Genomic DNA, 19,376 nt, shown 5'->3' on the forward strand with positions numbered 1-19,376 from the left:
TAAGGAATGTCGAGAACCCGACAGCGGCTGCGTCCCAGCAGTGAACACGGCCAGAATGGGCCGTACCGCAGCAAGGAGAACACGATGGCCAAGTACCTACTTCTCAAGCACTACCGCGGCGCACCGACGCCGGTCAACGACGTGCCGATGGATCAGTGGACGCAGGAGGAAATCTCGGCCCACATGCAATACATGGAAGATTTCGCCGATCGGCTCCGTGGCACCGGCGAATTCGTCGACTCGCAGGCACTCTCGGATCAGGGCACGTTCGTTCGCTACGACGGCGAGGGCCGCGCACCCGTCACCGACGGTCCGTTCGCGGAGACGAAGGATCTGATCGCCGGGTTCATGGTGATCGACGTCGAAAACTACGAGCGCGCACTGGAATTGGCAGGCGAGCTGTCCGCTGCGCCAGGCGCAGGTGGGAAGCCGATTCACGAATGGCTCGAAATCCGTCCGTTTATGGGCGCACCAAGCACTGTCACGGAGTGACGACGACCCATGGATGAGGCTCTACTACGGACCCTCACTCCGGCTGTGATCGGCATCCTCGTCCGGCGCGGAGCAGATTTCGCGGCGGCCGAGGATGCCGTGCAGGACGCGTTGGTCGAGGCCGTGCGCGTCTGGCCGGACGATCCGCCGCGGGACCCGAAGGCCTGGTTGATCGCGGTCGGGTGGCGAAAATTTCTCGACGCCACCCGAGCTGCCACATCGCGCCAGCGGCGTGAGGAACTTGTCGAGCTCGAGCCGGAACCTGGCCCGACCGAGACGGTGGACGACACCCTCGCGTTGTACTTCCTCTGTGCGCACCCGTCTTTGACGCAGGCGTCGGCGGTCGCGCTGATGCTGCGTGCGGTCGGCGGTCTGACCACTAAACAGATCGCGCAGGCCTACCTCGTCCCCGAGGCGACCATGGCTCAACGCATCAGCCGAGCAAAGAAGACCGTCTCGGGAGTCCGGTTCGACCAACCGGGCGACGTCACGACCGTGGTTCGCGTGCTGTACCTCGTTTTCAACGAAGGCTACAGCGGCAGTGTGGATCTCGCGGCCGAGGCGATCCGGCTGACGCGGCAGGTCGCTGCACTGACCAAGCACGAGGAGGTCGAGGGTCTGCTTGCCTTGATGCTGCTGCATCACGCGCGTCGGCCTGCGCGAACTCGCGCCGACGGCAGCCTCGTATCCCTCGCCGAGCAGGACCGCAGCCTGTGGGACACCGCCCTGATCGCCGAAGGCGTCGACGTGCTGCAGGCGGCTCTTGCTCGGGATCGACTGGGGGAGTTTCAGTCTCAGGCGGCGATCGCTGCGTTGCACGCCGATGCGCGATCGGCCGAGGAGACCGACTGGGTGCAGATCGTCGAGTGGTACGACGAGTTGCTGCGGTTCAGCGACAGCCCTGTGGTCCGGCTCAATCGCGCAGTTGCCGTCGGTGAGGCTGATGGTCCGCGTGCGGGTTTGGCCGCATTGGCCGATCTCGATTCCGGCCTGCCTCGCTACACCGCCGTCGAGGCGTACTTGCGTGAGCGTGATGGTGACGCTGCGACCGCGGCCCGGCTTTATGCCGAGGCTGCGAGATCGGCGTCGAATCTCCCCGAACGAGACCACCTCACCCGGCAGGCCGCGAGGCTGAACGCGTCGCTGCGATAACGCTGCAAATCAGGCTTCGACAGCCGCGCCGCAGATCTCGCAGACCTCGAATTGCCGACGCTTCCACCGCGCAAGTGGGATGAAGAAGACGGTGAACTGCTTGTACTCCTTCATGCGCGCCCACTGCGTGGTGTTGTGGCAACGCGGGCAGGTCCGGGTCTCGCCTGGGCCGAGTTGCTTGCGTTTGGTGCCGAAGCCGAAGAGTAGAAACACAACACCAGCGTACGGACGAGGCCGAGTGCCCCTTTCGGTGCGCGAATTCTATGATTATTTATGCAGATCGCCATCGTTCTCTATCCGGGCATGACGGCCTTGGACGTCGTCGGACCGTACGAAGTGCTGCGCGCGATGAAAGGCGCGGAGATCCGCTTCGTCTGGCACGAGGTGGGCCCGATCGTGACCGACAGTGGAGTGCTTGTCCTCGGCGCCACACACTCGTTCGCGGACACGCTGACCCCGGACATCGTGCTGGTCGGCGGGTCCGCAACGGACACGATGACCGCTGCCGCAGATGCGAGGCTGTTGGATTGGCTCCGCGGCGTGCACCGCACCACCACCTGGACACTGTCGGTATGCAGCGGGTCGGCGATCCTCGCTGCAGCCGGGATTCTCGACGGTCGACCTGCAACCAGCCATTGGGCGGCGCTGCCGATCCTTCGGACGTTCGGTGCGAAACCTGTTGGCAGCCAACGAATTGTGCAAGACGGCAAGATCGTCACCGCTGCAGGCGTTTCGGCTGGGATCGACTTGGCACTGTGGCTCGTTGGCGAGATCGAGGGCCAGGCTCGCGCCGAGGCGATACAGCTGCTCATCGAGTACGACCCGCAGCCGCCGTTCGACAGCGGACACCTCAGCAAGGCGTCACCGAAGACCAAGGCGCTGGCCGCAAAGGTTGCCGCGGGAATGGTGACGCCGAGCGACGTCGGCGGCGAGGCCGTCGCTACCGCGAAAGTGGCGTGGGACGGCGCGCTTCGCAAGATCGGGCGCTTGCGATCGTGATGCGCTGAACGTCGGCCAAGGCCCGATTTACGATCCGGCCGAGGTGGGTATACCCGATCGATGAAAGTCATTGCGTATGCGGGCCTGCCGCGTTGTCCGCGCAGGACCGCACCCCTGTGACGTGCGACCGCCTCCCCGCCTCGCTTGTGCCGACCGGTTCGTCTCTTGCCGCGCTGGCAGCAACGGTCGGTGCGCGGTACCGCGATGTCGCGGTCACGATCACCGGGGCCAGCGACGATTCGCGCAGCGTCGAACCCGGTGACCTCTACATCGCGCTACCGGGCGATCACGTGCACGGACTCGACTTCGAGGCAGACGCCTTCGCGCGCGGCGCTGCCGCCGTTCTCAGCGACCGACCGTCGACACTGCTGCCGACGATCGCGTCGAGGACCCACGTCGGTGGGCCGGTCCGGTGAGTTCGGAAATCTATGGAATGCCGTCGACCGCGCTCGAGGTGTTCGGCGTGACCGGTACCAACGGCAAGACAAGTACGACCTATCTCCTCGACGCGGCGCTGACGGCCGCGGGTGAGACCATCGGGACGATCACCGGAATTTCCATCTCAGGACCGGCCGGATGTATCCCGGCATTGCGCACCACCCCTGAGGCCGCGCCGCTCCAGAAAACCCTTGCATCCTTCCGAGACGCCGGGGCAACGGTTGCCGCGATGGAAGTGTCGTCGCACGCGGTCACCCACCGGAGAGTCGACGGAACACGTTTTGCTGCAATGGCATTCACCAACCTCGGCCGGGATCATCTGGACTTCCACGGGTCGATGGACTTGTACTTCGCCGCCAAAGCCGCGCTGTTCACCCCCGAGCGAACCGCCGTGGCGGCCATCGGCATCGATGACGACTACGGCCGACTGCTTGTCGCCACCACCCAGGTGCCGTCCTGGACGTGGTCCACCGTGGACCCGACCGCCGACATCGTCGGCGAAGGAATCGACTGCGGGGATTCCGGAACGACGTTCACAGCGCGCACGCCGATGGGCAGCTACGACGTCAGGCTGCCACTGCTGGGCCCGCATCAGGTCCGCAATGCTCTGGCCGCGATGACGTTGCTTGCCGCGACCGGCCGCGACCTCGGTGCTGCGGTCACCGGATTCGACAGTGTGGCAGGTGTACCGGGTCGATTGGAACGAATAGATGTCGGTCAGCCTTTCCTCGCTCTGGTCGACTACATGCACAACACGGCTGGCCAACGTCAGTTGCTGCCGTATCTGCGGACGCTGACTGCGGGACGTCTGATCGTGGTCGTCGGCGCGACCGGTGACCGAGACCCTGGCAAACGATTCCCGCTCGGGAGGACGGCGGCCGCGCTGGCGGATGTCGTCATCGTCAGTGACGAGAGCCCGTGTTCGGAGGATCCAGCCGATATCCGTGCGGCGGTGGCCGCCGGAGCGTTGGCGGCGCAGCAGGCGAAGGTCGTCGTCGAACCCGACCGTCGCACGGCATTCGATCTGGCAGTCGGGTTTGCCGAGCCCGGCGACGTGGTCGTCGTGACCGGTCGTGGGTGCGACCCCGTGCAGTTGTACGGCGGTGACGTGCGGACTTTCGACGATCGCACCGAACTGCGATCGGCCCTGCGCGGCAGGATGTGAGCTCGTCCGCCAACTAGTCACCCGATACAAGGGCGACGTCCCTGTGTCCGATTTGCCGTATTCTCGGAGAGAACTCCATCTAAGCAACAGAAAGCAGGTCATGAAGCGCGCAAAGCGCCACCGAAGACCCGTCCCGCCCAATGCCGGTTCCGGTGAACATGTGCGTGTGGTGATACCGCCGTGGTGACTGCGCTGACCGTCCTTGCCGGCATCGGTGTCGTATTCGCGATCACCGTCCTGACGGGATACTTCGTCGCCCAAGAGTTCGCGTACATGGCAGTCGACCGGTCCCGCCTGAAGGCTCGCGCCGACGCCGGTGACACAGCCTCTGCCCGTGCACTTGCCGTCACACGTCGAACTTCGTTTATGCTTTCCGGCGCTCAACTCGGCATCACCGTCACCGGACTTCTCGTCGGCTACGTCGCCGAACCGTTGATCGGTCGTGGGCTCGGGGAGTTGCTCGGCGGTGTCGGAATTCCAACCGCGGTCGGTATCGGAATCGGGGCCGTGCTTGCGATCCTGTTCTCGACGTTCGTGCAGATGGTGTTCGGTGAGCTGTTTCCGAAAAACCTTGCGATCGCTCGGCCTGAACCTGTCGCTCGCCGCCTTGCCTTCTCCACCACCCTCTACCTGCGATTGTTCGGCTGGCTGATCTGGTTGTTCGATCAGGCGTCGAATCAGTTGCTGCGGGTGTTGCGGATCGAGCCCGTCCACGACGTCGAACATTCCGCGAACCCGCGCGACCTTGCGCACATCGTTGCCGAGTCCCGCCACAACGGTGAATTGCCTCGCGATCTCTCGATACTGCTCGACCGCATTCTCGACTTCCCGACCCGCACCGCCGAACACGCGATGATTCCGAGGCCACGGGTCGACACCGTCGGCGTCGGCGAATCGGTGACCGCGGTACTCGCCAGGATGGGGGCCGGGCACACCAGGTACCCCGTAGTCGGCGACACCGTCGACGACCTCCTCGGCGTGATACACCTGCACGATCTGCTGGCCGACGATGTCCATGGCACGGTCGAATCACATACCCGCACAGCAGTTGTCGTCCCCTCGACGCTTCCGCTACCCGAGGTGCTCGGACGGCTGGTCGAAGCCGGCGACGAGCTAGCCCTCGTCGTCGACGAGTACGGCGGTTTCGCTGGCATGGTCACGATCGAAGACATGGCGGAGGAGTTGGTCGGCGAACTCGCCGACGAGCACGACCCCGCGGTCGTCACCGGAGTTGTTCGTGCCGAAGGCGGTTGGCTGATTCCCGGCGACTTGCATATCGACGAGGTCGAACGCATCCTCGACCATCGTTTGCCTGCAGGCGGTTACGAAACGTTGGCCGGTCTGGTCATAGCCGAGTTCGGCGGTCTTCCGGAGGTCGGCGACACCGTCACCGTGTCGCTGCCGCCGGACGCAGCCGACTTGATCTCCGACGAGGAGCCGACCGTTCGGGTCGCAGCGATGCAGGTGCGCGGTGTCGAAAAGCATGTTCCGGCATCGGTTTTCGTCACGGTGAGCGGTCGAGCCGACGATGTTGCGGAGGCTGCACATGGATAACCCGTGGGTCGTCGTACTGATTACGGTCGGTTTGATCGGCGCGAGCGCGTTTTTCGTCGCGGTGGAGTTCGCGCTGATCGCGGCGCGCCGACACCGCCTCGAAGACGCAGCCGCGAGCAGCCGCGCGGCGCGTGCGGCGTTGCGGAGTGCATCGGAACTGTCGGTCCTGCTCGCAGGCTCTCAGCTCGGTATCACCGTATGTACGCTTGCGTTGGGCGCGATAAGCAAACCGGCAGTGCATCATTGGCTGACCCCGCTGCTGGAGGGGTGGGGCGCCGTCACCTGGCTCGCCGATGTCGGCGGCTTCGTTCTCGCCCTGATCATCATCACGTTCCTGCACCTGGTTGTCGGCGAGATGGCACCGAAATCCTGGGCGATCGCGCATCCGGAGAAGTCGGCGACAATGCTCGCAATTCCGATGCGGGGATTTATGTGGGCCGCTCGGCCGTTGCTGAATCAGCTGAACCGAATGGCCAACTGGTGTTTGGTGAAGGTCGGGGTCGAACCTGTCGATCAGCTCGCGACCGGGCAAGACCCACAATCGTTGCGGCAACTGGTCGAGCATTCCGCGACTGCTGGTGTCCTCGACGAGGGTTACCGTCGACGACTCGTCGACGCGCTCGAGCTGGAAACGCTCACCGTTGCCGACATGCTCCGCGAACGCGTCACCCCTGCCGGCGTCGAGGCAGGCGCTGGGACTGCCGAGATCCGTGCCGTCGGTCGTAGCAGCGGGCACCTTCGTCTGCTTGTCACAGGGGTCGACGGTGTCGAGGGTGTGGTGCACGTGCGCGACACCTTGCTGGCCGATCCGTCGACGACCGCCCGCGACCTGATGCGAACGGTATTGATCCTCGAGCCGGAGACCTCCGTCTCGGACGCATTACGGAACATTCGCGATGCGCGCAGCCATCTTGCGGTCGTCCAGGACCACAACCAGCACGTGCTCGGCGTCGTCACTCTCACGGACATCCTCGAACGGCTTATGCCCGATACATCGACGTGGAGTCGAATCGGCTAGCAGTGTCGATCGAACCGGAAGGCGCGAGAAGGCTGTTACGTAAGCATCGTGCGAGTGCACATCGCAGCAACAGCCTGCTCGACGCCGTCAGTTACCGAACCTGTTTGCGAGCGTCTTGCCCAGACCCGAAACGATCTGACTGCCGCGCTGCTGCTCGCCCTGCTGAGCTGCAAGAACGACAACTGCACCGGTCAGGACCGGGATGACCCACTGGATGACGCGAAGCTGCTTCTGTGCAGACTGTGCGCCTTCGGGAGTGCCTGGTGCCGGTTCGGTGGCACCGGCCGCCGGGATGCGGCCTGCGCTTGCGACTTTGGATCCCAGGTAACCGGAGTACGCGGTCGCTCCAGCTGCGGCGAGGGTAACCGCGGTCTTGATAGTGGTGTTGGCTTTGACGCCCTCTTGGTTGGCTACGCGTCCACGGTTGGCAGCGATCAATCCGAGCCCACCGATGCCGTGCATGCCGATTGCAACTGCGCTGATCGGCGCCCATCGAGCCCAACCGTCGGCAGCGATCCGCGCTCGATCGTTGGGGTCTTTGACGTCACTTGCCGCACCGTTGAGGCCGGTGGCACCCATCAGCGATCCGCCGAACCAAGCTGCAGCGCCGACGTCGTGCATGGAGCGAACAAGGGTGTTGCGTGTAGTCATCGTGACTCCTTCGACTCGTCGCTTCTAACGCGAGCCGTGTTGTGCGCCGTGCCCGACGTTGTGCGCCGGATAGCGTCGGAATGGTGCTCGAATGAGCTGCCCTGCAATCGGTCGACATACCTGTGCGCCGGAGGCAGAACTATCGCTGATTGGCCTAGCCCGACTGTGTTCTCAAGCGGGGGCGACCTTGTGCTGAATACCCAGCGAGGTCGCCTTCAAACGATGTGGCGAGTGATGTCAGCGACCCATCCGCAGCTACGACGAACACCCTCGAAGCGTGCCGTCCAGCGCACGTTGGAACCTTTCGCGATCCATTCGACGAGCGGCGTGTTCGCTGCGGTCGAGATACCTCGATCGCGACGAACGGAAGCTTTCGAGGCACAACCGTGGCAGCATTCGAAGAATGGCTAACGAGGCTGCCCGGACCGACCTGCGGGCCGAGATGGCTGCGTTGGCACGTGAGATGCAGCGCGAGCACTCCAGCGTGGAGCAAACACTGCAGGCGATCACACACACCGCAATCGAGAAGGTCGCGGGCGCTACACACGCCGGCGTCACCCTGGTTGTCGGCCGCCGAAAGGTCGAATCTCGGGCAGCCACCTCCGCGCTACCGCGCGAGCTCGACGAACTCCAGGAGCGACTCGGCGAAGGTCCGTGCCTACAAGCTGCCTGGGAACACGAGACGGTGCACGCCCCCGACATGGAACACGAGAGCCGGTGGCCACGATTCGCCTCGGCCGCGTTCGCACGCGGCATCGGCGCCATGATGTCCTTCGAGCTTTTCACCGACCACGACAATCGGTGTGGCAATCGGCCCTTGCGACCCGCGACATCATCGGCCAAGCCAAAGGCATGATCATGGAGCGCTACAACGTCGACGCGGTGCGAGCGTTCAACCTGCTCGCCCGGCTGTCACAAGATGCCAACATCAAGGTGGAAGTCATTGCGCGCCAACTCGTCGAATGTGAGCATCCCCTGCCTTGAGGCTAAGGTTCGGTCGATGCAGCACCACTTTCAGTCGATGCAGGCCCGATGCATTTGGCGGTATCGGTTTCCATGAAGCCAAACCGGGTAGACGGATTCAGGGGTGGCCTCATCAACCGGTTGATTTGGTTGTCAAGATTCCGCAGGTCCAGAAAAGCGGCCTGCGGAATCGGGTGGGACCGTTGATTTCCGTCGTCGAAGTCGCAGCAGCGATAGGGCACGACTAACCGGCTCTCGACACGACACTGCGCCAGTGTGGGAAGGTCGACCAATGATGCGCCAACGCCGGATCCGAAGTGTCGTCCTTTCGTTTGTGATGGGTCTCGTATGCACGCTTGGCCTCGTGGTCGTCGGCGGCGCCGGACCTGCCGCAGCCGAGGTTCGACCGACCATCGTGCTGGTTCACGGTGCGTTCGCCGATCCGTCCGGCTTCGACGATGTGGCGCAGATACTGCGAGACCGCGGCTACGAGGTCGTCGTACCCGTCAATCCGTTGCGCGGACCGGCCAACGACTCCGCAGCGATCGAGAAGGTGCTCGCAGACATCTCCGGTCCGATCGTTCTCGTCGGGCACTCCTACGGCGGCGAAGTCATCAGCAACGTGAACAATCCGAGCGTGCAGGCGCTCGTCTTCATCTCCGCGATTGCGACCGACCTCAACGAGCCCGCGGCCTTGCTGCTCGATCCCATCCGCTTCCCGATCACGTTGCTCGTTCCGCCGGTGGTGCTGCCGAAGGTCGTGGCGGATCCGACATTCCCCGGCGGTACCAACGTCGACCTCGTCATAACCCGCGAACTCTTCCGTCCGATCTTCGCTGCCGATGTGAGCGAAGCGAAGGCAGCGGAGATGGCGGAGCGGCAGCGGAGTTTCGCGGTGGCCGCGAACCTGGAACTCTCGGGTGCGCCGTCCTGGCGGACTACACCGAGCTGGTACTTGGTCACCACAGAGGACAGGGTGGTTCCGGCGTCGTCGCAACGCTTCCAAGCAGCGCGAATGGGTGCCTCGGTTCGTGAGGTCGCCTCGTCGCACGCATCCTTCGTCGCACAACCGCAGGCGACGGCCGATATCATCTTGGACGCGGTCGCGGGGACTCGCTGACCCGTATGAACGGAGACGATCGAATGGCAGTTCGGAACGCACCGGACCGGCACAGGTTCGAGATTCTCGTCGGAGACGACGTCGCTGGTTTCACCGAGTACATCGACGAGGGTGGTCAGCGGATCTTCTTTCACACCGAGGTCGACGACCGTTTTGCCGGACAAGGTTTGGCGAGTGTGCTCGTGACGGCGGCGCTGAACGAAACACGCACCGCCGGTAAGCGGATCGTGCCGATCTGCCCATACGTTGCGTCATATCTGAAGAAGCACAACGACTTCGACGATATTGCCGACGAGGTGACGCCCGCTGCCATGCGTGCGGTCAAGGCATTCAAGAAAGCATCGAGCGCATAGGTTTGCAGGCGCGGAGGGGCGATTCAGCCTGAACAGCTATGCACTCGACGCGACAGGTCAGTCCCGTGGCGGCAGTGGCAACGGCAGGGCGGGCAGGCCGTCGATGCTGACGCCGTTGTGGTCCTTGCTCTCGCAGTAGGCAGCGAACTCCTCGTCGGATTTGCGGCCGAAGTAGTCCGTGTGCAGCGTCCGCTCCTCGCGGTAGTCCATAAACGGCACGGCGAATCCGCACGTGTCACTGATGAGTTTTGCGGTGACTACGATGACCGCTCGCAGGCCTGGCGCGTCTGCATCGCCGAATCTGCTGACCAACTCGGGGAAGCGTGGGTCGTCGCGGAAGACGGGCACACCCGTCCCGTGGACCCGCACAATATTGGGCGGGCCTGTGAATGCACACCACATCAACGTGATTCGGCCGTTTTCCCGTAGGTGGGCAATCGTCTCCGCGTGACTCCCACCGAAGTCGAGGTAGGCGACGGTCCGGTCGTCGAGCACTCGGAGCGAACCCGCGCGGCCCTTGGGCGAGATGTTGACGTGCCCGTCCTCGGCCAGGGGTGCGGTGCCGGTGAAGAACAGTGGCTGCTCCTCGATGAACGCCCGCAACCTGCCGTCGATCCGTTCGTAGGTCTTCCCCATGCCCGCATTATTGCGCTCGAGAGCAACCGACGGCAGGTACGCAGCGTTTGTGCATCGATTGCCCGGGTATGCCGAACGTAGGTACGTACACCAACAGGCCTGGAAGGTCGTCGTTATGTCGGAGAAGTCGTTCACCGCACGCGCGTCAGCGGGGGAAGAGCACGTCGAGATCGATGGGCAGGATGAGCTGCGGTACAAGATCACGACACCTGACAGTGCGGGTGACGCTGAGCTGACTCCGGAACGGCTCTACGCCGCCGCTGTCGCATCGTGCTTGCAGCAGACCTTGAAGATCACAGCTGCGACCGGCGACTTCGACCTCACCGACGCAACAGCGACCGCGCAGGTCACGCTCGAACACGATCTTCGCGAGGGCTACCGCCTGAGCGTCACCGCTGGTTTCGACCTGCCGAACCTCGACGACGAGGTACGCGACGGGCTTATCGCCCGCACCCTCGAAGCGTGCCCGCTCACCAACCCGCCCTCCGTCGTCCTCGAAGAGCAGCCGCAACCTGCTTGACGGGTTGCCCTGAGCGCTACGCGGACTTCAGCAGAAGTGCTTCGGCACGATTCGGCTCGCTGCGGTAACGCGACTGCTTGCCGTCGATCCCCATCAGTTTCCAGATTCGCTTGGAAACGGGGTTCATCAGGCCGGCCTTCTCGGCGAGCATCCGGACGTCCGCGAAGTAGTTCCGCAGAGTCTGCTGCGATTTCGGGTGATCCCAGAACAACTCGCTCTTTACGGACTTCGGGATGTCGAAGGTTTCCCAGAACTGCGGCGGAGGGACGGCGATGAAGTCGCACAGCACCCGCATCACGATCGGGAATGCGATCGACAGCGCAAGCCGGTTGGCGGTGTTCAGTTCCTTGATGTGGTGCTCGAGGAACTCGTGGGCAAACGAGATGTGGCGGGCTTCCTCGGCTACGTGAATACGCATGACGTTGGCCATGATCGGGTGAATCTCTTCGCCGGAGCGCAGGATCGACTTCTGAATGTGATCGATCGGCTCCTCACCCGCGAGTACTCCCACGAAGAACACGAGAGGCATAAGCCGCCCGGCGATCGGGAAGAGCGGCGCGAACGCCTTCATGTACGGCGAACCGCCGGGCACATTCATGCCGACGCGGTTCACCATCTCCTGGAACATGAGGGTGTGGTTGCCCTCTTCGATGATCTCGTGAGTGCAGTAGCGGAACTCGGGCGAGCCGTTGGGCAGCGTCTGGATGTAGTTCAACATCCCGTTGATCAGGATCTGCTCGAACTGCAAGCCGACCTTTGCGACGTTGGCCTGGCGCCACATGCCGATCGCGATCTGCTTCTCTTTCGGCAGCGAGCGGTACCAATCGCCGTTGGTCAGCGGGTCGGCGGACTCGGGCAGGATCCAACGCTCGTCGTTGGCGAAGACAGCCAGCTCGGGCGAGTTCCAGTCGATGTCGACGTAGGGGTCGAAACGCTTGTGTACCGAACCTTCGGACAGTTGGTGCAGCTTCTCGACGTATTTGGCGAAGTCGCCGTCGGTGTTTTCGTCGACGGACTCGATCGTCACAGACATCGTTCAACTCCCTTGTTGACTATTGCTTGTTGATGACAGCACCGTGGCCGAGGTTGTCGGTCCGCTTGCGCGAAGTTGACAATCAGACGGTTTTGTCAAATTAATGTATCGGTGGGTCACATGCATGTCAACCGCGGCGACAGGGCGTCAGCGGCAGGCGGTTGGGCCAGGGAATGTCCCGAACTGATTCAACGTTCAACCAAACATGGAGAAATTCGGGTTCCTGTCTTTCGGAAACTACGGCCCCGGTCGGGGATCGAAGGTCGTCGATGCGCATGCGTCTCTGCACCAAGCGATCGACCTGTCCGTCCGCGCCGACGAACTCGGCGTCAACGGCGCCTATTTCCGAGTGCATCACTTCGCCAGGCAGCAGTCCGCCCCGATGACGTTGCTGGCAGCTATCGCGGCTCGGACCAAGCACATCGAGGTCGGCACCGGAGTGATCGACCTGCGCTACGAGAACCCGCTGTATCTGGCGGAGGAGGCTGCGTCGCTCGACATCATCGCCGATCAGCGAATCGCCCTCGGGATGAGTCGTGGATCGCCGGAAACCGTGACCCGAGGTTACGAATCGTTCGGCTACACCGGTAGCAAAGATCCCAGAGGCGCCGACATCGCTCGGGTAAAGTTCGACCAGTTCATCGCGGCGATCGACGGCGAAGGTATCGCAGCCGGCGACCCGCGAATGACCGGCTCCGATCGTCCGCAGCCCATCCGCCCGCTGTCGCCAGGTCTGAAGAACCGCATCTGGTGGGGCTCCGCGACGCGCGACAGCGCTGAATGGGCAGGCCGTCAAGGTGTGAACCTGATGTCGTCGACGCTGCTGACCGAGGATGCCGGCATCCCGTTCGCCGACCTCCAGGCCGAACAAATCGACCGCTTCCGCGCAGCATGGGACGAGGCCGGACATCCAGGCAAGCCACGAGTGTCCGTCAGCCGCAGCGTCTTTCCGTTGATCAACGATCTCGACCGCGCATACTTCGGGTCCACCGACTCCGATCAGGTCGGCGTGATCGACGGTTACCGATCCACTTTCGGCAAAACCTACGCCGCCGAGCCCGACGTGCTGATCGAGCAACTGCGCGCCGACGCAGCCGTCATGTCGGCCGACACGCTGATGTTGACGATCCCGGTGGCACTTGGTGTCGACTTCAACGCGCACATTCTCGAGTCGTTCGCCACCCATGTTGCCCCGGCGCTCGGGTGGAATCCCGCGGACCGTCAGTCTCCGGTGGGGGCGGCAAGCGTCATCGCGTAGGCGGCGGCACTGGCGAACAGAGCAGTGGTGTGCTCGGCCACTTGATCGGCGGACATGTCGATCTCGTTGTCGAGCCATCGCCGCAACACGTCCGACATTCCGCTGACCATCATGGTTGCCGTCAACTGCATGGTGGGCAGCGCAGAGTCCCGGATCGGGAACAGATTGCGCACCTTGTCGATGAGAAGGTTCGTCATACGGGAAATGGTGTCGTTGCGCAGCGCCCGCAGAATCGGTTCGGCACCGGACTCGACGAAGATGATCCGCGCGAGAATCCGATCGTTGTCGACCAGGCGAATCAACGCGTCGATCGGAGCCCGTGTCAGCACGCCGAAATCGTCGACACCCGACTGCATCGCGCCGACGAGGGTCGCTTCCAGCGTGGCGAACACTTCGTCGGCAACCCCGCGCAAGAGGGCGTCGCGGTCCTGAAACTGCTCGTAGAAGTACCGCGACGTGAGGCCGGCTTCTCTGCACACCGCCGTCACTGTCGTGTCCGCTGCGCCGCGCGTGCCCAGAAGTGTCACCGCTGCCACGAGCAACTGCGCGCGGCGTTGACGACCGCGCTCGCTAGCGGTCATTCCACCGTAGACACGTGCCGAACTCACGCGCTACAGTCTGACATGTCATCTGACCATGGCCTTAGTCAGATGGAACCGTCAACGGAGACGCCCATGACAAGTTCCACCGCTCCAGCCACGCAGCCGATCAAGGCGCGCCGAGTTCGATTCGACTATCCGACCGGTGCGCACCGCCAGCACTACGTCGACAACGACCTGGTGCTGAGCCACCTGGTCGCGGCGCTTTCGGCGATGTTTCCTGAGGGCGAAGACTTCTTCATCCGCTCGGTTCGCAACTATCGGGACCAGATAACGGACGACGAATTGCGCGAGGCCATAAAGGGATTCATCGCCCAGGAGGCCACGCACCGGCACCAGCATCGCCAGCTCAACGAACGCTTACAGGAGATGGGTTACCCGACAGCGCGCGTGGATCGCCACGTAGGTCAGTTGCTGAGTCTGGTCGAGCGGGTCCTTCCGCAAAGCTGGTCCTTGGCGGCCACAGCAGCGCTCGAGCATTACACCGCAACATTTGCCGAGATCCTGCTCACCGATGAGCGTGCGCAGAAGTTGGTCGGCGACGACACCGAGGTGCGCCCGATGTTGCTGTGGCACGCGCTCGAAGAGTCCGAGCACAAGGCGGTGGCCTTCGACGTCTACCGCCAGACCATCGACAGCGAAACGCTGCGTGTCGGCATCATGTACCTGGCGTCGGCGATCTTCTGGACCGAGGTCGTCGTACAGACCGGTCGCTCGCTCGTCTCCGATCCCGCGTCCTACAATCCGATTCGTTTATTGAAGAGCCTCAACAACATTCGCAAGTCCCCGTTCTTCAGCTGGGACGCGGTCACTCGCTACAACACCTACAACCGACCGGGCTTCCACCCCGACGACTGGGATTCACGCGACGTTCTCGCCCGCTGGTCTGCCGAACTCTTCGAGGCAGACGGTGCGCAACGCTCAACCGGAAAGCTTTAGGCAGGTTGTTCGGCGCGTAGCCGGGCGATCTCGGCCTCGAGTTCCTGATTCCGACGTTGCAACTGTGCGATCTCGTCGTTCAGAGGTTCGCGAGCCAGGCGCAGCGACTCGGCCATACGTTCGGCACTGTATTTGACCGGAATGTTCTTGATGCAGTTGCGATCCAGCGCTTCGACGTCGATCCGGAACGCACGTTCGCAGCGAGTGCGGACGACGCCGTCGCCGATGGTGAGCATGCGGTCGATGAACTCGGGATCGTCTGTGCGCTCGACGATCTCGGCGCGGCCGAACACCTTCACCCGGGTGCGGGTCGGGTAGTCGACGAAGAACAGCGCGACCCGATTGTCGTGATCGAGGTTGCCGAGAGTGACGAACTGCTGGTTTCCCGAATAATCGCCGAGCGCGATCGTCGACGGGTCGAGTACGTGGACGAATCCCTTTGGGCCGCCTCGGTGTTGGACGTAGGGCCAGCCCGATGGGGTCACGGTCGCGATGAAGAGTGAGTCGGTTGCACGGATGAGCGCTATCGTCTGCCCATCCAGATCCTGGCGTTCACCCGAATTATCGCTGTCTGCCATCTGGTGGCCGTACCAATTGATGCTTCCCGTCGCGCGCTGGCGCTCCGCGCTGGCCTCGGAGAACGCGATCGCCCCGTAGCGAGTGGTGTCGTTCGTTCGCACGAGGACCACCCTAAGCCGTGGTGAGGACCGACCTGGGTGAGCTAGGTCGCATTTGGGCCCTCAGCGTTTTCGCCCGGGTTGCGCGGGTATTCGACTTTTGTACCGATACCCAACGGAGGGAAGAGCATGACTGACTCGAACAGCGGACCAGCAGAAGCAGTCAAGGGCGTCGTCGAAGGCGTCAAGGGCAAGGTCAAGGAAGCGGTCGGTGCGGTCACCGGTCAAGACGATCTGACTCGCGAGGGCCAGGCACAGCAGGACAAGGCCGAGAACCAGCGCGAAGCTGCCAAGAAGGAAGCCGAAGCAGAGGCCGCTCGCGCAGCTGCCAAGGTCGACGAAGAGCGCCAGCGCGCGAATCAGTAGTCGAATAGCTTGATACGACGAGGAGCGACCCAGAAGTTGGGTCGCTCCTCTTCTTTGCCCTGAGCATGCGGAGCGAAGGCGACATCCGTCCCGCATGGCGGTACCGGTGCCACATTCGCTCAGAGGGTTTGCGTGGCTGCGAGCTAGGTCAGCGCCGACAAGCCCGGCCCATCGAGATCTCGCAGCGCGATCGTGCGTCCGGAGATGGCCAGGAGTAGCGACAGTGCGGGACCGCTGACCTCAGGTCCGTCACCGATCGATACGTCGGCGTCAGTGGCCCGCAACCTGATCGAAGCGACGAGTTGTTTTGCGCCACCGAAGGATACGGGTGTGCGCGCCTGGTACCGCAGCGACCTGACAACCGCCTCTGCTGAGTAATTGCGCGTGATCCCGAGTGGCCTACGGATGTCTTCACCGTGGACCACCTCTTCGACCAGTCTGCTGTCGAGCGGTGCGGGCGGCGTCGACGTGAGTGTGGCCACCTGCCGAAGCCGCGCCAGTGTTTCGCGGGGAGTGGAACCGCGTTCGCGTTCGACACCTTGGGCGGTCTGGCGATCGAAGTCGAACCGCGCCCGGACCATTGCACGCACGATTCCGAGTCGGGTGGTCTTTGCGTTGGCCACCAGATGGGCGGCGACGTCATGCACCGTCCAGTCGCCGCACAGTGACGGCCGGTCCCATAGATCGTCGGTGAGGTTGGCAAGGTCGTCGATCAGTGCCGCGCGCTCCGCGTGCACCAGTGGCCAAACTTCGCTCATGAAAAGAGCCTTACAGGCTTGCCTCGATCGGTCGGCTGCAGGGTCGGAAAGGAAGCCCGGTTGGGTCCGCGAACGGGCTGCCAGTGCCACATTTCGGGTCGGAACTGGACACTGAGAGCCCGTTCGCGGGGGATTCTGCTGGGCAGGTTCGACTGGGGTTCCTCCGGCGCTTCCGCCATCGGCACCGATGCCGGAGTGGCGATTGTCGTCGACGTGTTGTCCTTCACTACGACGTTGTCGGTTGCTGCCGATCGGGGCATAGAGGTGTTGCCGTATCGGTGGAACGACGACTCGGCGGCTCAGTACGCGGCCGACCATCAAGCGGTCCTTGCTGTCGGTCGGAACGAAGCGGTGGGAGACGCGGTGAGCCTGTCGCCCGCCACCGTCCGATCGGCCCAAGGATTGGAGCGCCTGGTGCTGCCGTCACCGAACGGATCCTCGATCGCGCATTCGCTGGCCGCGACTTCAGGCGTGTGCATCGGCGCCGCGTTGCGCAATGCGTCGGCAGTCGCCGAATGGATCTCCGACAACCACCGTGACGGAACCGCATTGTCGGTTATCGCGGCGGGTGAGCGCTGGCCCGATGGGACGCTCCGCCCTGCTGTCGAGGATCTGCTGGGTGCTGGTGCGATCCTTGCGGAGTTGGTCGCTCGGCGACCGGATCTGGCGCTGTCCCCGGAGGCTGAGATCGCAGCTGCGGCATGGCATTCGGTGTCCGATCGGTTGGCGGCGGTGTTGGCGCAGTGCGCATCCGGGCGGGAATTCCTTGCCGCGGGCTACGCATCCGACGTCGCGGTTGCCGCAGAGGTGAACGAGAGCAGATCGGTGCCGGTGCTCGACGGGCATCGGTTCGTCGATCGAGGCAGTTAGCAAGAAGCGCGCTGCCGCGGTAGTGGTGTGGACACGCCGTCGAAGACCTATTGCAGGTCGCAATCCGCAACGACCTCGCTCGCTGATTGCGGACTTCACACGTCCGATCAGGCATGTGAGGTCGGTAATGCATTGGCGACGTTGAGATTTCGTCGGCAGAAAGTGCACGGCCGCTGTGGTGGGGATCGCGGCGTACATAAGCCGGCCTAGAGTTATGTGAGTGAAACCGGTGTGATTCGCGATCCTCGAGGAACCTCTCTTCAAGGCCCCCGCCCCGGCGCAGGCGTGGTTGGCTGGGACCTGGCTCTCCTCGCCCTGGCCAGGCTGGTGTCCGATGGTGAGACTGCCAACCACGAGGGGAATCAAGGAGTCACCCGAGGGGCGCGAGTTCATCCGGCGTAGCGCCGCGGCATGGGGACATGCTCACTTGGCGAGCCGGAGCAGGTCGCGGCCACCACCGAGTTTTACGCACCCAGCATTTCGTCCCAGGCAGATAAGGAATGTACGCAATGAAGTACACCAACTCGGTCGAGATCGCGCTGCCGCTGGAGAGGGTGGCCCTGCTGCTCGCAGACCCAGCACAGCTACCGAAGTGGCTACGGGGCATGGTGCTGCACGAGCCGCTGAGAGGGATACACGGGGAGCTCGGCACCACGTCGCGGGTCGTGATGCAGTCCGGGAAGCGGAGTATCGAATGCATCGAAACGATCACCCGCCGAGAGCCTGCAGACCTACACGGGATCCCTAAAGGGACCGTCGTTCACTTCGACCGCGAGATCGTGGGCGCGGGTATGTGGAGCGTCGTCCGCGATCGGCTGACCGCAGCAAACCCGGAGACGACGCTCTGGGAGTGCGAGAGCGAATACCGGTTCAGTGGTCTGCTGATGCGGCTGATGGGACTTCTGATGCCCAGCGCCTTCCGCAAGCAGTCGCAACAGCACATGCAGGACTTCACGGCGTTCGCCGAACAGGGGAAGGACGTCCGCGACACGAACAAGTGATCGTCACGGCGCTTCAGGAATCACCGATTCGCTTGCGCCGGCGCGTCGGATCGGCATCCAGGTTGTGGTGGGTGTTCCATCCAGGAAGTCGCGCACGAGGCGCGTGCACAGTTCAGGCTTCTCGTGCAACAACAGGTGCGACGTTTCGGGCACGATCGCCAGTTGCGCATTGGGAATCGACCGGTACAGCTCGAGTGTGTGCTCGAGGGTCACGATGTCGTCGTCGGCGGCCATGACCAGCGTCGGACACGCAACGGTCGCCAGGTCTGCCGCGGGAATCGGCGGGTCGTCGTTGGCGGACCGCGCCACTTTCGCCATGACGACTGGAAAGTGGTCGGCCCCATCCGGGGACACCTCCGCGTAGGCGGCGACCAGAACCGGCGGCGGTGGGGCGTCCGCGCTTGGCTTCAGAATGGCGCCGTTTTGGTCGAAGGCACCGCTGATCAGGACCAACCGGTCGACCAGATCAGGTCGGCGTATCGCGACGACCAGTGCGACGACGGCACCTGCGCTGTAGCCGACCAACCGGACGGGTCCGTCGACGATCCGCTCGATGAAGGCCGCCGAGTCCTCGGCCAGCAGATCCATCGTTATGGGACCGGGCTGGTCGGCGGTGTGGCCGTGGCCGCGGCGTTCGGGGAGCAAGAGCCGGTAGTCGGCGGCCAGCGCGTCGAGGTTGCCGTCGAAGTCTCGGCTGTCGGTCAGACCACCGTGCAGCAGTACGACCGGCGCACCTGCCCCGCCGTCCTCGTACCAGGTGCTGATTCCGTTGACGTCGATGTAGTCGGCCATGTGTTGTCGGTCCTCTCGTATC

The 19,376-nt window shown here is 63.6% G+C and carries 25 protein-coding genes; 17 read left to right on the forward strand and 8 right to left on the reverse strand.

From position 1 onward, the window contains the following. Positions 1–84 precede the first annotated feature (84 nt). Both JGU71_RS10870 and JGU71_RS10875 read left to right on the forward strand, forming a co-directional pair. Positions 85–492 carry a YciI family protein gene (locus JGU71_RS10870; protein WP_199704102.1) on the forward strand — a complete coding sequence of 136 codons (408 nt, stop codon included), beginning with the start codon at positions 85–87 and terminating at the stop codon, positions 490–492. Between the two features lie 9 nt (positions 493–501). After that, on the forward strand, positions 502–1,644 hold the full coding sequence (locus tag JGU71_RS10875) for an RNA polymerase sigma factor (protein ID WP_199704104.1): 1,143 nt from the start codon (positions 502–504) through the stop codon (positions 1,642–1,644). A 9-nt stretch (positions 1,645–1,653) separates the two neighbouring features. Here the strand turns inward: JGU71_RS10875 and JGU71_RS10880 are convergent, their stop codons facing one another. Next, positions 1,654–1,857, reverse strand: coding sequence for a zinc-ribbon domain-containing protein (locus JGU71_RS10880; RefSeq protein WP_199704111.1), 204 nt, complete (start codon positions 1,855–1,857; stop codon positions 1,654–1,656). A 60-nt stretch (positions 1,858–1,917) separates the two neighbouring features. Between JGU71_RS10880 and JGU71_RS10885 the strand changes: the two genes are divergently transcribed. The 5 genes from JGU71_RS10885 to JGU71_RS10900 all read left to right on the forward strand — a co-directional run bounded on the left by JGU71_RS10885 (position 1,918) and on the right by JGU71_RS10900 (position 6,818). Further along, positions 1,918–2,643 carry a DJ-1/PfpI family protein gene (locus JGU71_RS10885; RefSeq protein ID WP_199704114.1) on the forward strand — a complete coding sequence of 242 codons (726 nt, stop codon included), beginning with the start codon at positions 1,918–1,920 and terminating at the stop codon, positions 2,641–2,643. A gap of 116 nt (positions 2,644–2,759) precedes the next feature. Continuing rightward, the gene (locus JGU71_RS30390; RefSeq protein ID WP_307829587.1) at positions 2,760–3,059 is read left to right on the forward strand and encodes a Mur ligase domain-containing protein; all 300 of its coding nucleotides are present in this window, start codon (positions 2,760–2,762) and stop codon (positions 3,057–3,059) included. Continuing rightward, a complete protein-coding gene (locus JGU71_RS10890; protein WP_307829588.1) occupies positions 3,056–4,246 on the forward strand; it encodes a Mur ligase family protein in 1,191 nt (396 codons plus the stop codon). Before JGU71_RS30390 ends, JGU71_RS10890 begins: the two co-directional genes overlap by 4 nt. A 180-nt stretch (positions 4,247–4,426) precedes the next feature. Next, entirely contained in the window at positions 4,427–5,800 is a 1,374-nt protein-coding gene (locus JGU71_RS10895) for a hemolysin family protein (protein WP_199704116.1), read from the forward strand. Further along, the gene (locus JGU71_RS10900) at positions 5,793–6,818 is read left to right on the forward strand and encodes a hemolysin family protein (protein WP_199704118.1); all 1,026 of its coding nucleotides are present in this window, start codon (positions 5,793–5,795) and stop codon (positions 6,816–6,818) included. The genes JGU71_RS10895 and JGU71_RS10900 overlap by 8 nt, the downstream gene beginning before the upstream one ends. An 87-nt stretch (positions 6,819–6,905) precedes the next feature. On the opposite strand, the gene JGU71_RS10905 is transcribed toward JGU71_RS10900, so the two are convergent. Continuing rightward, positions 6,906–7,469 (reverse strand): hypothetical protein, encoded by a 564-nt coding sequence (locus JGU71_RS10905; RefSeq protein WP_199704119.1) that lies wholly within the window; start codon positions 7,467–7,469, stop codon positions 6,906–6,908. A 403-nt stretch (positions 7,470–7,872) separates the two neighbouring features. Here JGU71_RS10905 and JGU71_RS10910 point away from each other — a divergent pair, with 403 nt between their 5' ends. The 4 genes from JGU71_RS10910 (at position 7,873) to JGU71_RS10920 (ending at position 9,905) form a co-directional block, all read left to right on the forward strand. Then, on the forward strand, positions 7,873–8,325 hold the full coding sequence (locus tag JGU71_RS10910; RefSeq protein WP_233529018.1) for a hypothetical protein: 453 nt from the start codon (positions 7,873–7,875) through the stop codon (positions 8,323–8,325). Between the two features lie 2 nt (positions 8,326–8,327). After that, positions 8,328–8,453 carry an ANTAR domain-containing protein gene (locus tag JGU71_RS29795; protein ID WP_233529019.1) on the forward strand — a complete coding sequence of 42 codons (126 nt, stop codon included), beginning with the start codon at positions 8,328–8,330 and terminating at the stop codon, positions 8,451–8,453. A 274-nt stretch (positions 8,454–8,727) separates the two neighbouring features. Beyond that, positions 8,728–9,552, forward strand: a complete 825-nt coding sequence (locus tag JGU71_RS10915) for an alpha/beta hydrolase (protein WP_199704555.1) — start codon at positions 8,728–8,730, stop codon at positions 9,550–9,552. Positions 9,553–9,575: 23 nt separating this feature from the next. Then, complete coding sequence (locus tag JGU71_RS10920) at positions 9,576–9,905, forward strand: GNAT family N-acetyltransferase (protein ID WP_199704120.1); 330 nt, start codon at positions 9,576–9,578, stop codon at positions 9,903–9,905. Positions 9,906–9,962: 57 nt separating this feature from the next. Here the strand turns inward: JGU71_RS10920 and JGU71_RS10925 are convergent, their stop codons facing one another. Next, positions 9,963–10,541 carry a pyridoxamine 5'-phosphate oxidase family protein gene (locus JGU71_RS10925; RefSeq protein ID WP_199704126.1) on the reverse strand — a complete coding sequence of 193 codons (579 nt, stop codon included), beginning with the start codon at positions 10,539–10,541 and terminating at the stop codon, positions 9,963–9,965. Between JGU71_RS10925 and JGU71_RS10930 the strand changes: the two genes are divergently transcribed. Further along, positions 10,540–11,061, forward strand: a complete 522-nt coding sequence (locus JGU71_RS10930; RefSeq protein WP_199704128.1) for an OsmC family protein — start codon at positions 10,540–10,542, stop codon at positions 11,059–11,061. The genes JGU71_RS10925 and JGU71_RS10930 overlap by 2 nt on opposite strands. 16 nt (positions 11,062–11,077) lie before the next feature. Here JGU71_RS10930 and JGU71_RS10935 read toward each other — a convergent pair whose 3' ends face one another. Beyond that, complete coding sequence (locus tag JGU71_RS10935; RefSeq protein ID WP_199704129.1) at positions 11,078–12,094, reverse strand: AurF N-oxygenase family protein; 1,017 nt, start codon at positions 12,092–12,094, stop codon at positions 11,078–11,080. A 205-nt stretch (positions 12,095–12,299) separates the two neighbouring features. Between JGU71_RS10935 and JGU71_RS10940 the strand changes: the two genes are divergently transcribed. After that, a complete protein-coding gene (locus tag JGU71_RS10940) occupies positions 12,300–13,352 on the forward strand; it encodes an LLM class flavin-dependent oxidoreductase (RefSeq protein WP_199704131.1) in 1,053 nt (350 codons plus the stop codon). Here the strand turns inward: JGU71_RS10940 and JGU71_RS10945 are convergent. Further along, positions 13,316–13,960: a TetR/AcrR family transcriptional regulator gene (locus tag JGU71_RS10945; RefSeq protein ID WP_199704133.1), complete on the reverse strand. Its 645-nt coding sequence runs from the start codon at positions 13,958–13,960 to the stop codon at positions 13,316–13,318. The two genes, JGU71_RS10940 and JGU71_RS10945, sit on opposite strands and share 37 nt — an antisense overlap. 66 nt (positions 13,961–14,026) lie before the next feature. Here JGU71_RS10945 and JGU71_RS10950 point away from each other — a divergent pair, with 66 nt between their 5' ends. Beyond that, positions 14,027–14,890, forward strand: coding sequence for a metal-dependent hydrolase (locus JGU71_RS10950; protein ID WP_199704135.1), 864 nt, complete (start codon positions 14,027–14,029; stop codon positions 14,888–14,890). Here the strand turns inward: JGU71_RS10950 and JGU71_RS10955 are convergent. After that, positions 14,887–15,570 carry a pyridoxamine 5'-phosphate oxidase family protein gene (locus JGU71_RS10955; protein WP_307829590.1) on the reverse strand — a complete coding sequence of 228 codons (684 nt, stop codon included), beginning with the start codon at positions 15,568–15,570 and terminating at the stop codon, positions 14,887–14,889. The genes JGU71_RS10950 and JGU71_RS10955 overlap by 4 nt on opposite strands. A gap of 126 nt (positions 15,571–15,696) precedes the next feature. Between JGU71_RS10955 and mbp1 the strand changes: the two genes are divergently transcribed. Next, positions 15,697–15,933, forward strand: coding sequence for a microaggregate-binding protein 1 (gene mbp1, locus JGU71_RS10960; protein WP_199704137.1), 237 nt, complete (start codon positions 15,697–15,699; stop codon positions 15,931–15,933). A 143-nt stretch (positions 15,934–16,076) separates the two neighbouring features. Here the strand turns inward: mbp1 and JGU71_RS10965 are convergent, their stop codons facing one another. Further along, complete coding sequence (locus tag JGU71_RS10965) at positions 16,077–16,691, reverse strand: maleylpyruvate isomerase family mycothiol-dependent enzyme (protein ID WP_199704139.1); 615 nt, start codon at positions 16,689–16,691, stop codon at positions 16,077–16,079. Positions 16,692–16,886: 195 nt separating this feature from the next. On the opposite strand from JGU71_RS10965, the gene JGU71_RS10970 reads away from it, so the two are divergent. Both JGU71_RS10970 and JGU71_RS10975 read left to right on the forward strand, forming a co-directional pair. Further along, positions 16,887–17,561, forward strand: coding sequence for a 2-phosphosulfolactate phosphatase (locus tag JGU71_RS10970; RefSeq protein WP_307829591.1), 675 nt, complete (start codon positions 16,887–16,889; stop codon positions 17,559–17,561). A 509-nt stretch (positions 17,562–18,070) separates the two neighbouring features. Beyond that, positions 18,071–18,562, forward strand: coding sequence for an SRPBCC family protein (locus tag JGU71_RS10975; RefSeq protein ID WP_199704141.1), 492 nt, complete (start codon positions 18,071–18,073; stop codon positions 18,560–18,562). Positions 18,563–18,565: 3 nt separating this feature from the next. Here JGU71_RS10975 and JGU71_RS10980 read toward each other — a convergent pair whose 3' ends face one another. Beyond that, positions 18,566–19,354, reverse strand: a complete 789-nt coding sequence (locus JGU71_RS10980) for an alpha/beta fold hydrolase (RefSeq protein ID WP_199704143.1) — start codon at positions 19,352–19,354, stop codon at positions 18,566–18,568. Between the last annotated feature and the right edge of the window lie 22 nt (positions 19,355–19,376).

Origin of the sequence: Antrihabitans stalagmiti, from assembly GCF_016482825.1 — a bacterium.
In the GTDB taxonomy this organism is placed as follows: Bacteria; Actinomycetota; Actinomycetes; order Mycobacteriales; family Mycobacteriaceae; genus Antrihabitans; species Antrihabitans stalagmiti.

Coding starts and splice junctions, on each gene's coding strand:
- JGU71_RS10870 (WP_199704102.1), top strand. CDS start 85: ATGGCCAAGTACCTACTTCTCAAGCACTACCGCGGCGCACCGACGCCG.
- JGU71_RS10875 (WP_199704104.1), top strand. CDS start 502: ATGGATGAGGCTCTACTACGGACCCTCACTCCGGCTGTGATCGGCATC.
- JGU71_RS10885 (WP_199704114.1), top strand. CDS start 1,918: ATGCAGATCGCCATCGTTCTCTATCCGGGCATGACGGCCTTGGACGTC.
- JGU71_RS10900 (WP_199704118.1), top strand. CDS start 5,793: ATGGATAACCCGTGGGTCGTCGTACTGATTACGGTCGGTTTGATCGGC.
- JGU71_RS10905 (WP_199704119.1), bottom strand. CDS start 7,469: ATGACTACACGCAACACCCTTGTTCGCTCCATGCACGACGTCGGCGCT.
- JGU71_RS10910 (WP_233529018.1), top strand. CDS start 7,873: ATGGCTAACGAGGCTGCCCGGACCGACCTGCGGGCCGAGATGGCTGCG.
- JGU71_RS29795 (WP_233529019.1), top strand. CDS start 8,328: ATGGAGCGCTACAACGTCGACGCGGTGCGAGCGTTCAACCTGCTCGCC.
- JGU71_RS10915 (WP_199704555.1), top strand. CDS start 8,728: ATGCGCCAACGCCGGATCCGAAGTGTCGTCCTTTCGTTTGTGATGGGT.
- JGU71_RS10920 (WP_199704120.1), top strand. CDS start 9,576: ATGGCAGTTCGGAACGCACCGGACCGGCACAGGTTCGAGATTCTCGTC.
- JGU71_RS10930 (WP_199704128.1), top strand. CDS start 10,540: ATGCCCGCATTATTGCGCTCGAGAGCAACCGACGGCAGGTACGCAGCG.
- JGU71_RS10925 (WP_199704126.1), bottom strand. CDS start 10,541: ATGGGGAAGACCTACGAACGGATCGACGGCAGGTTGCGGGCGTTCATC.
- JGU71_RS10935 (WP_199704129.1), bottom strand. CDS start 12,094: ATGTCTGTGACGATCGAGTCCGTCGACGAAAACACCGACGGCGACTTC.
- JGU71_RS10940 (WP_199704131.1), top strand. CDS start 12,300: ATGGAGAAATTCGGGTTCCTGTCTTTCGGAAACTACGGCCCCGGTCGG.
- JGU71_RS10950 (WP_199704135.1), top strand. CDS start 14,027: ATGACAAGTTCCACCGCTCCAGCCACGCAGCCGATCAAGGCGCGCCGA.
- mbp1 (WP_199704137.1), top strand. CDS start 15,697: ATGACTGACTCGAACAGCGGACCAGCAGAAGCAGTCAAGGGCGTCGTC.
- JGU71_RS10965 (WP_199704139.1), bottom strand. CDS start 16,691: ATGAGCGAAGTTTGGCCACTGGTGCACGCGGAGCGCGCGGCACTGATC.
- JGU71_RS10975 (WP_199704141.1), top strand. CDS start 18,071: ATGAAGTACACCAACTCGGTCGAGATCGCGCTGCCGCTGGAGAGGGTG.
- JGU71_RS10980 (WP_199704143.1), bottom strand. CDS start 19,354: ATGGCCGACTACATCGACGTCAACGGAATCAGCACCTGGTACGAGGAC.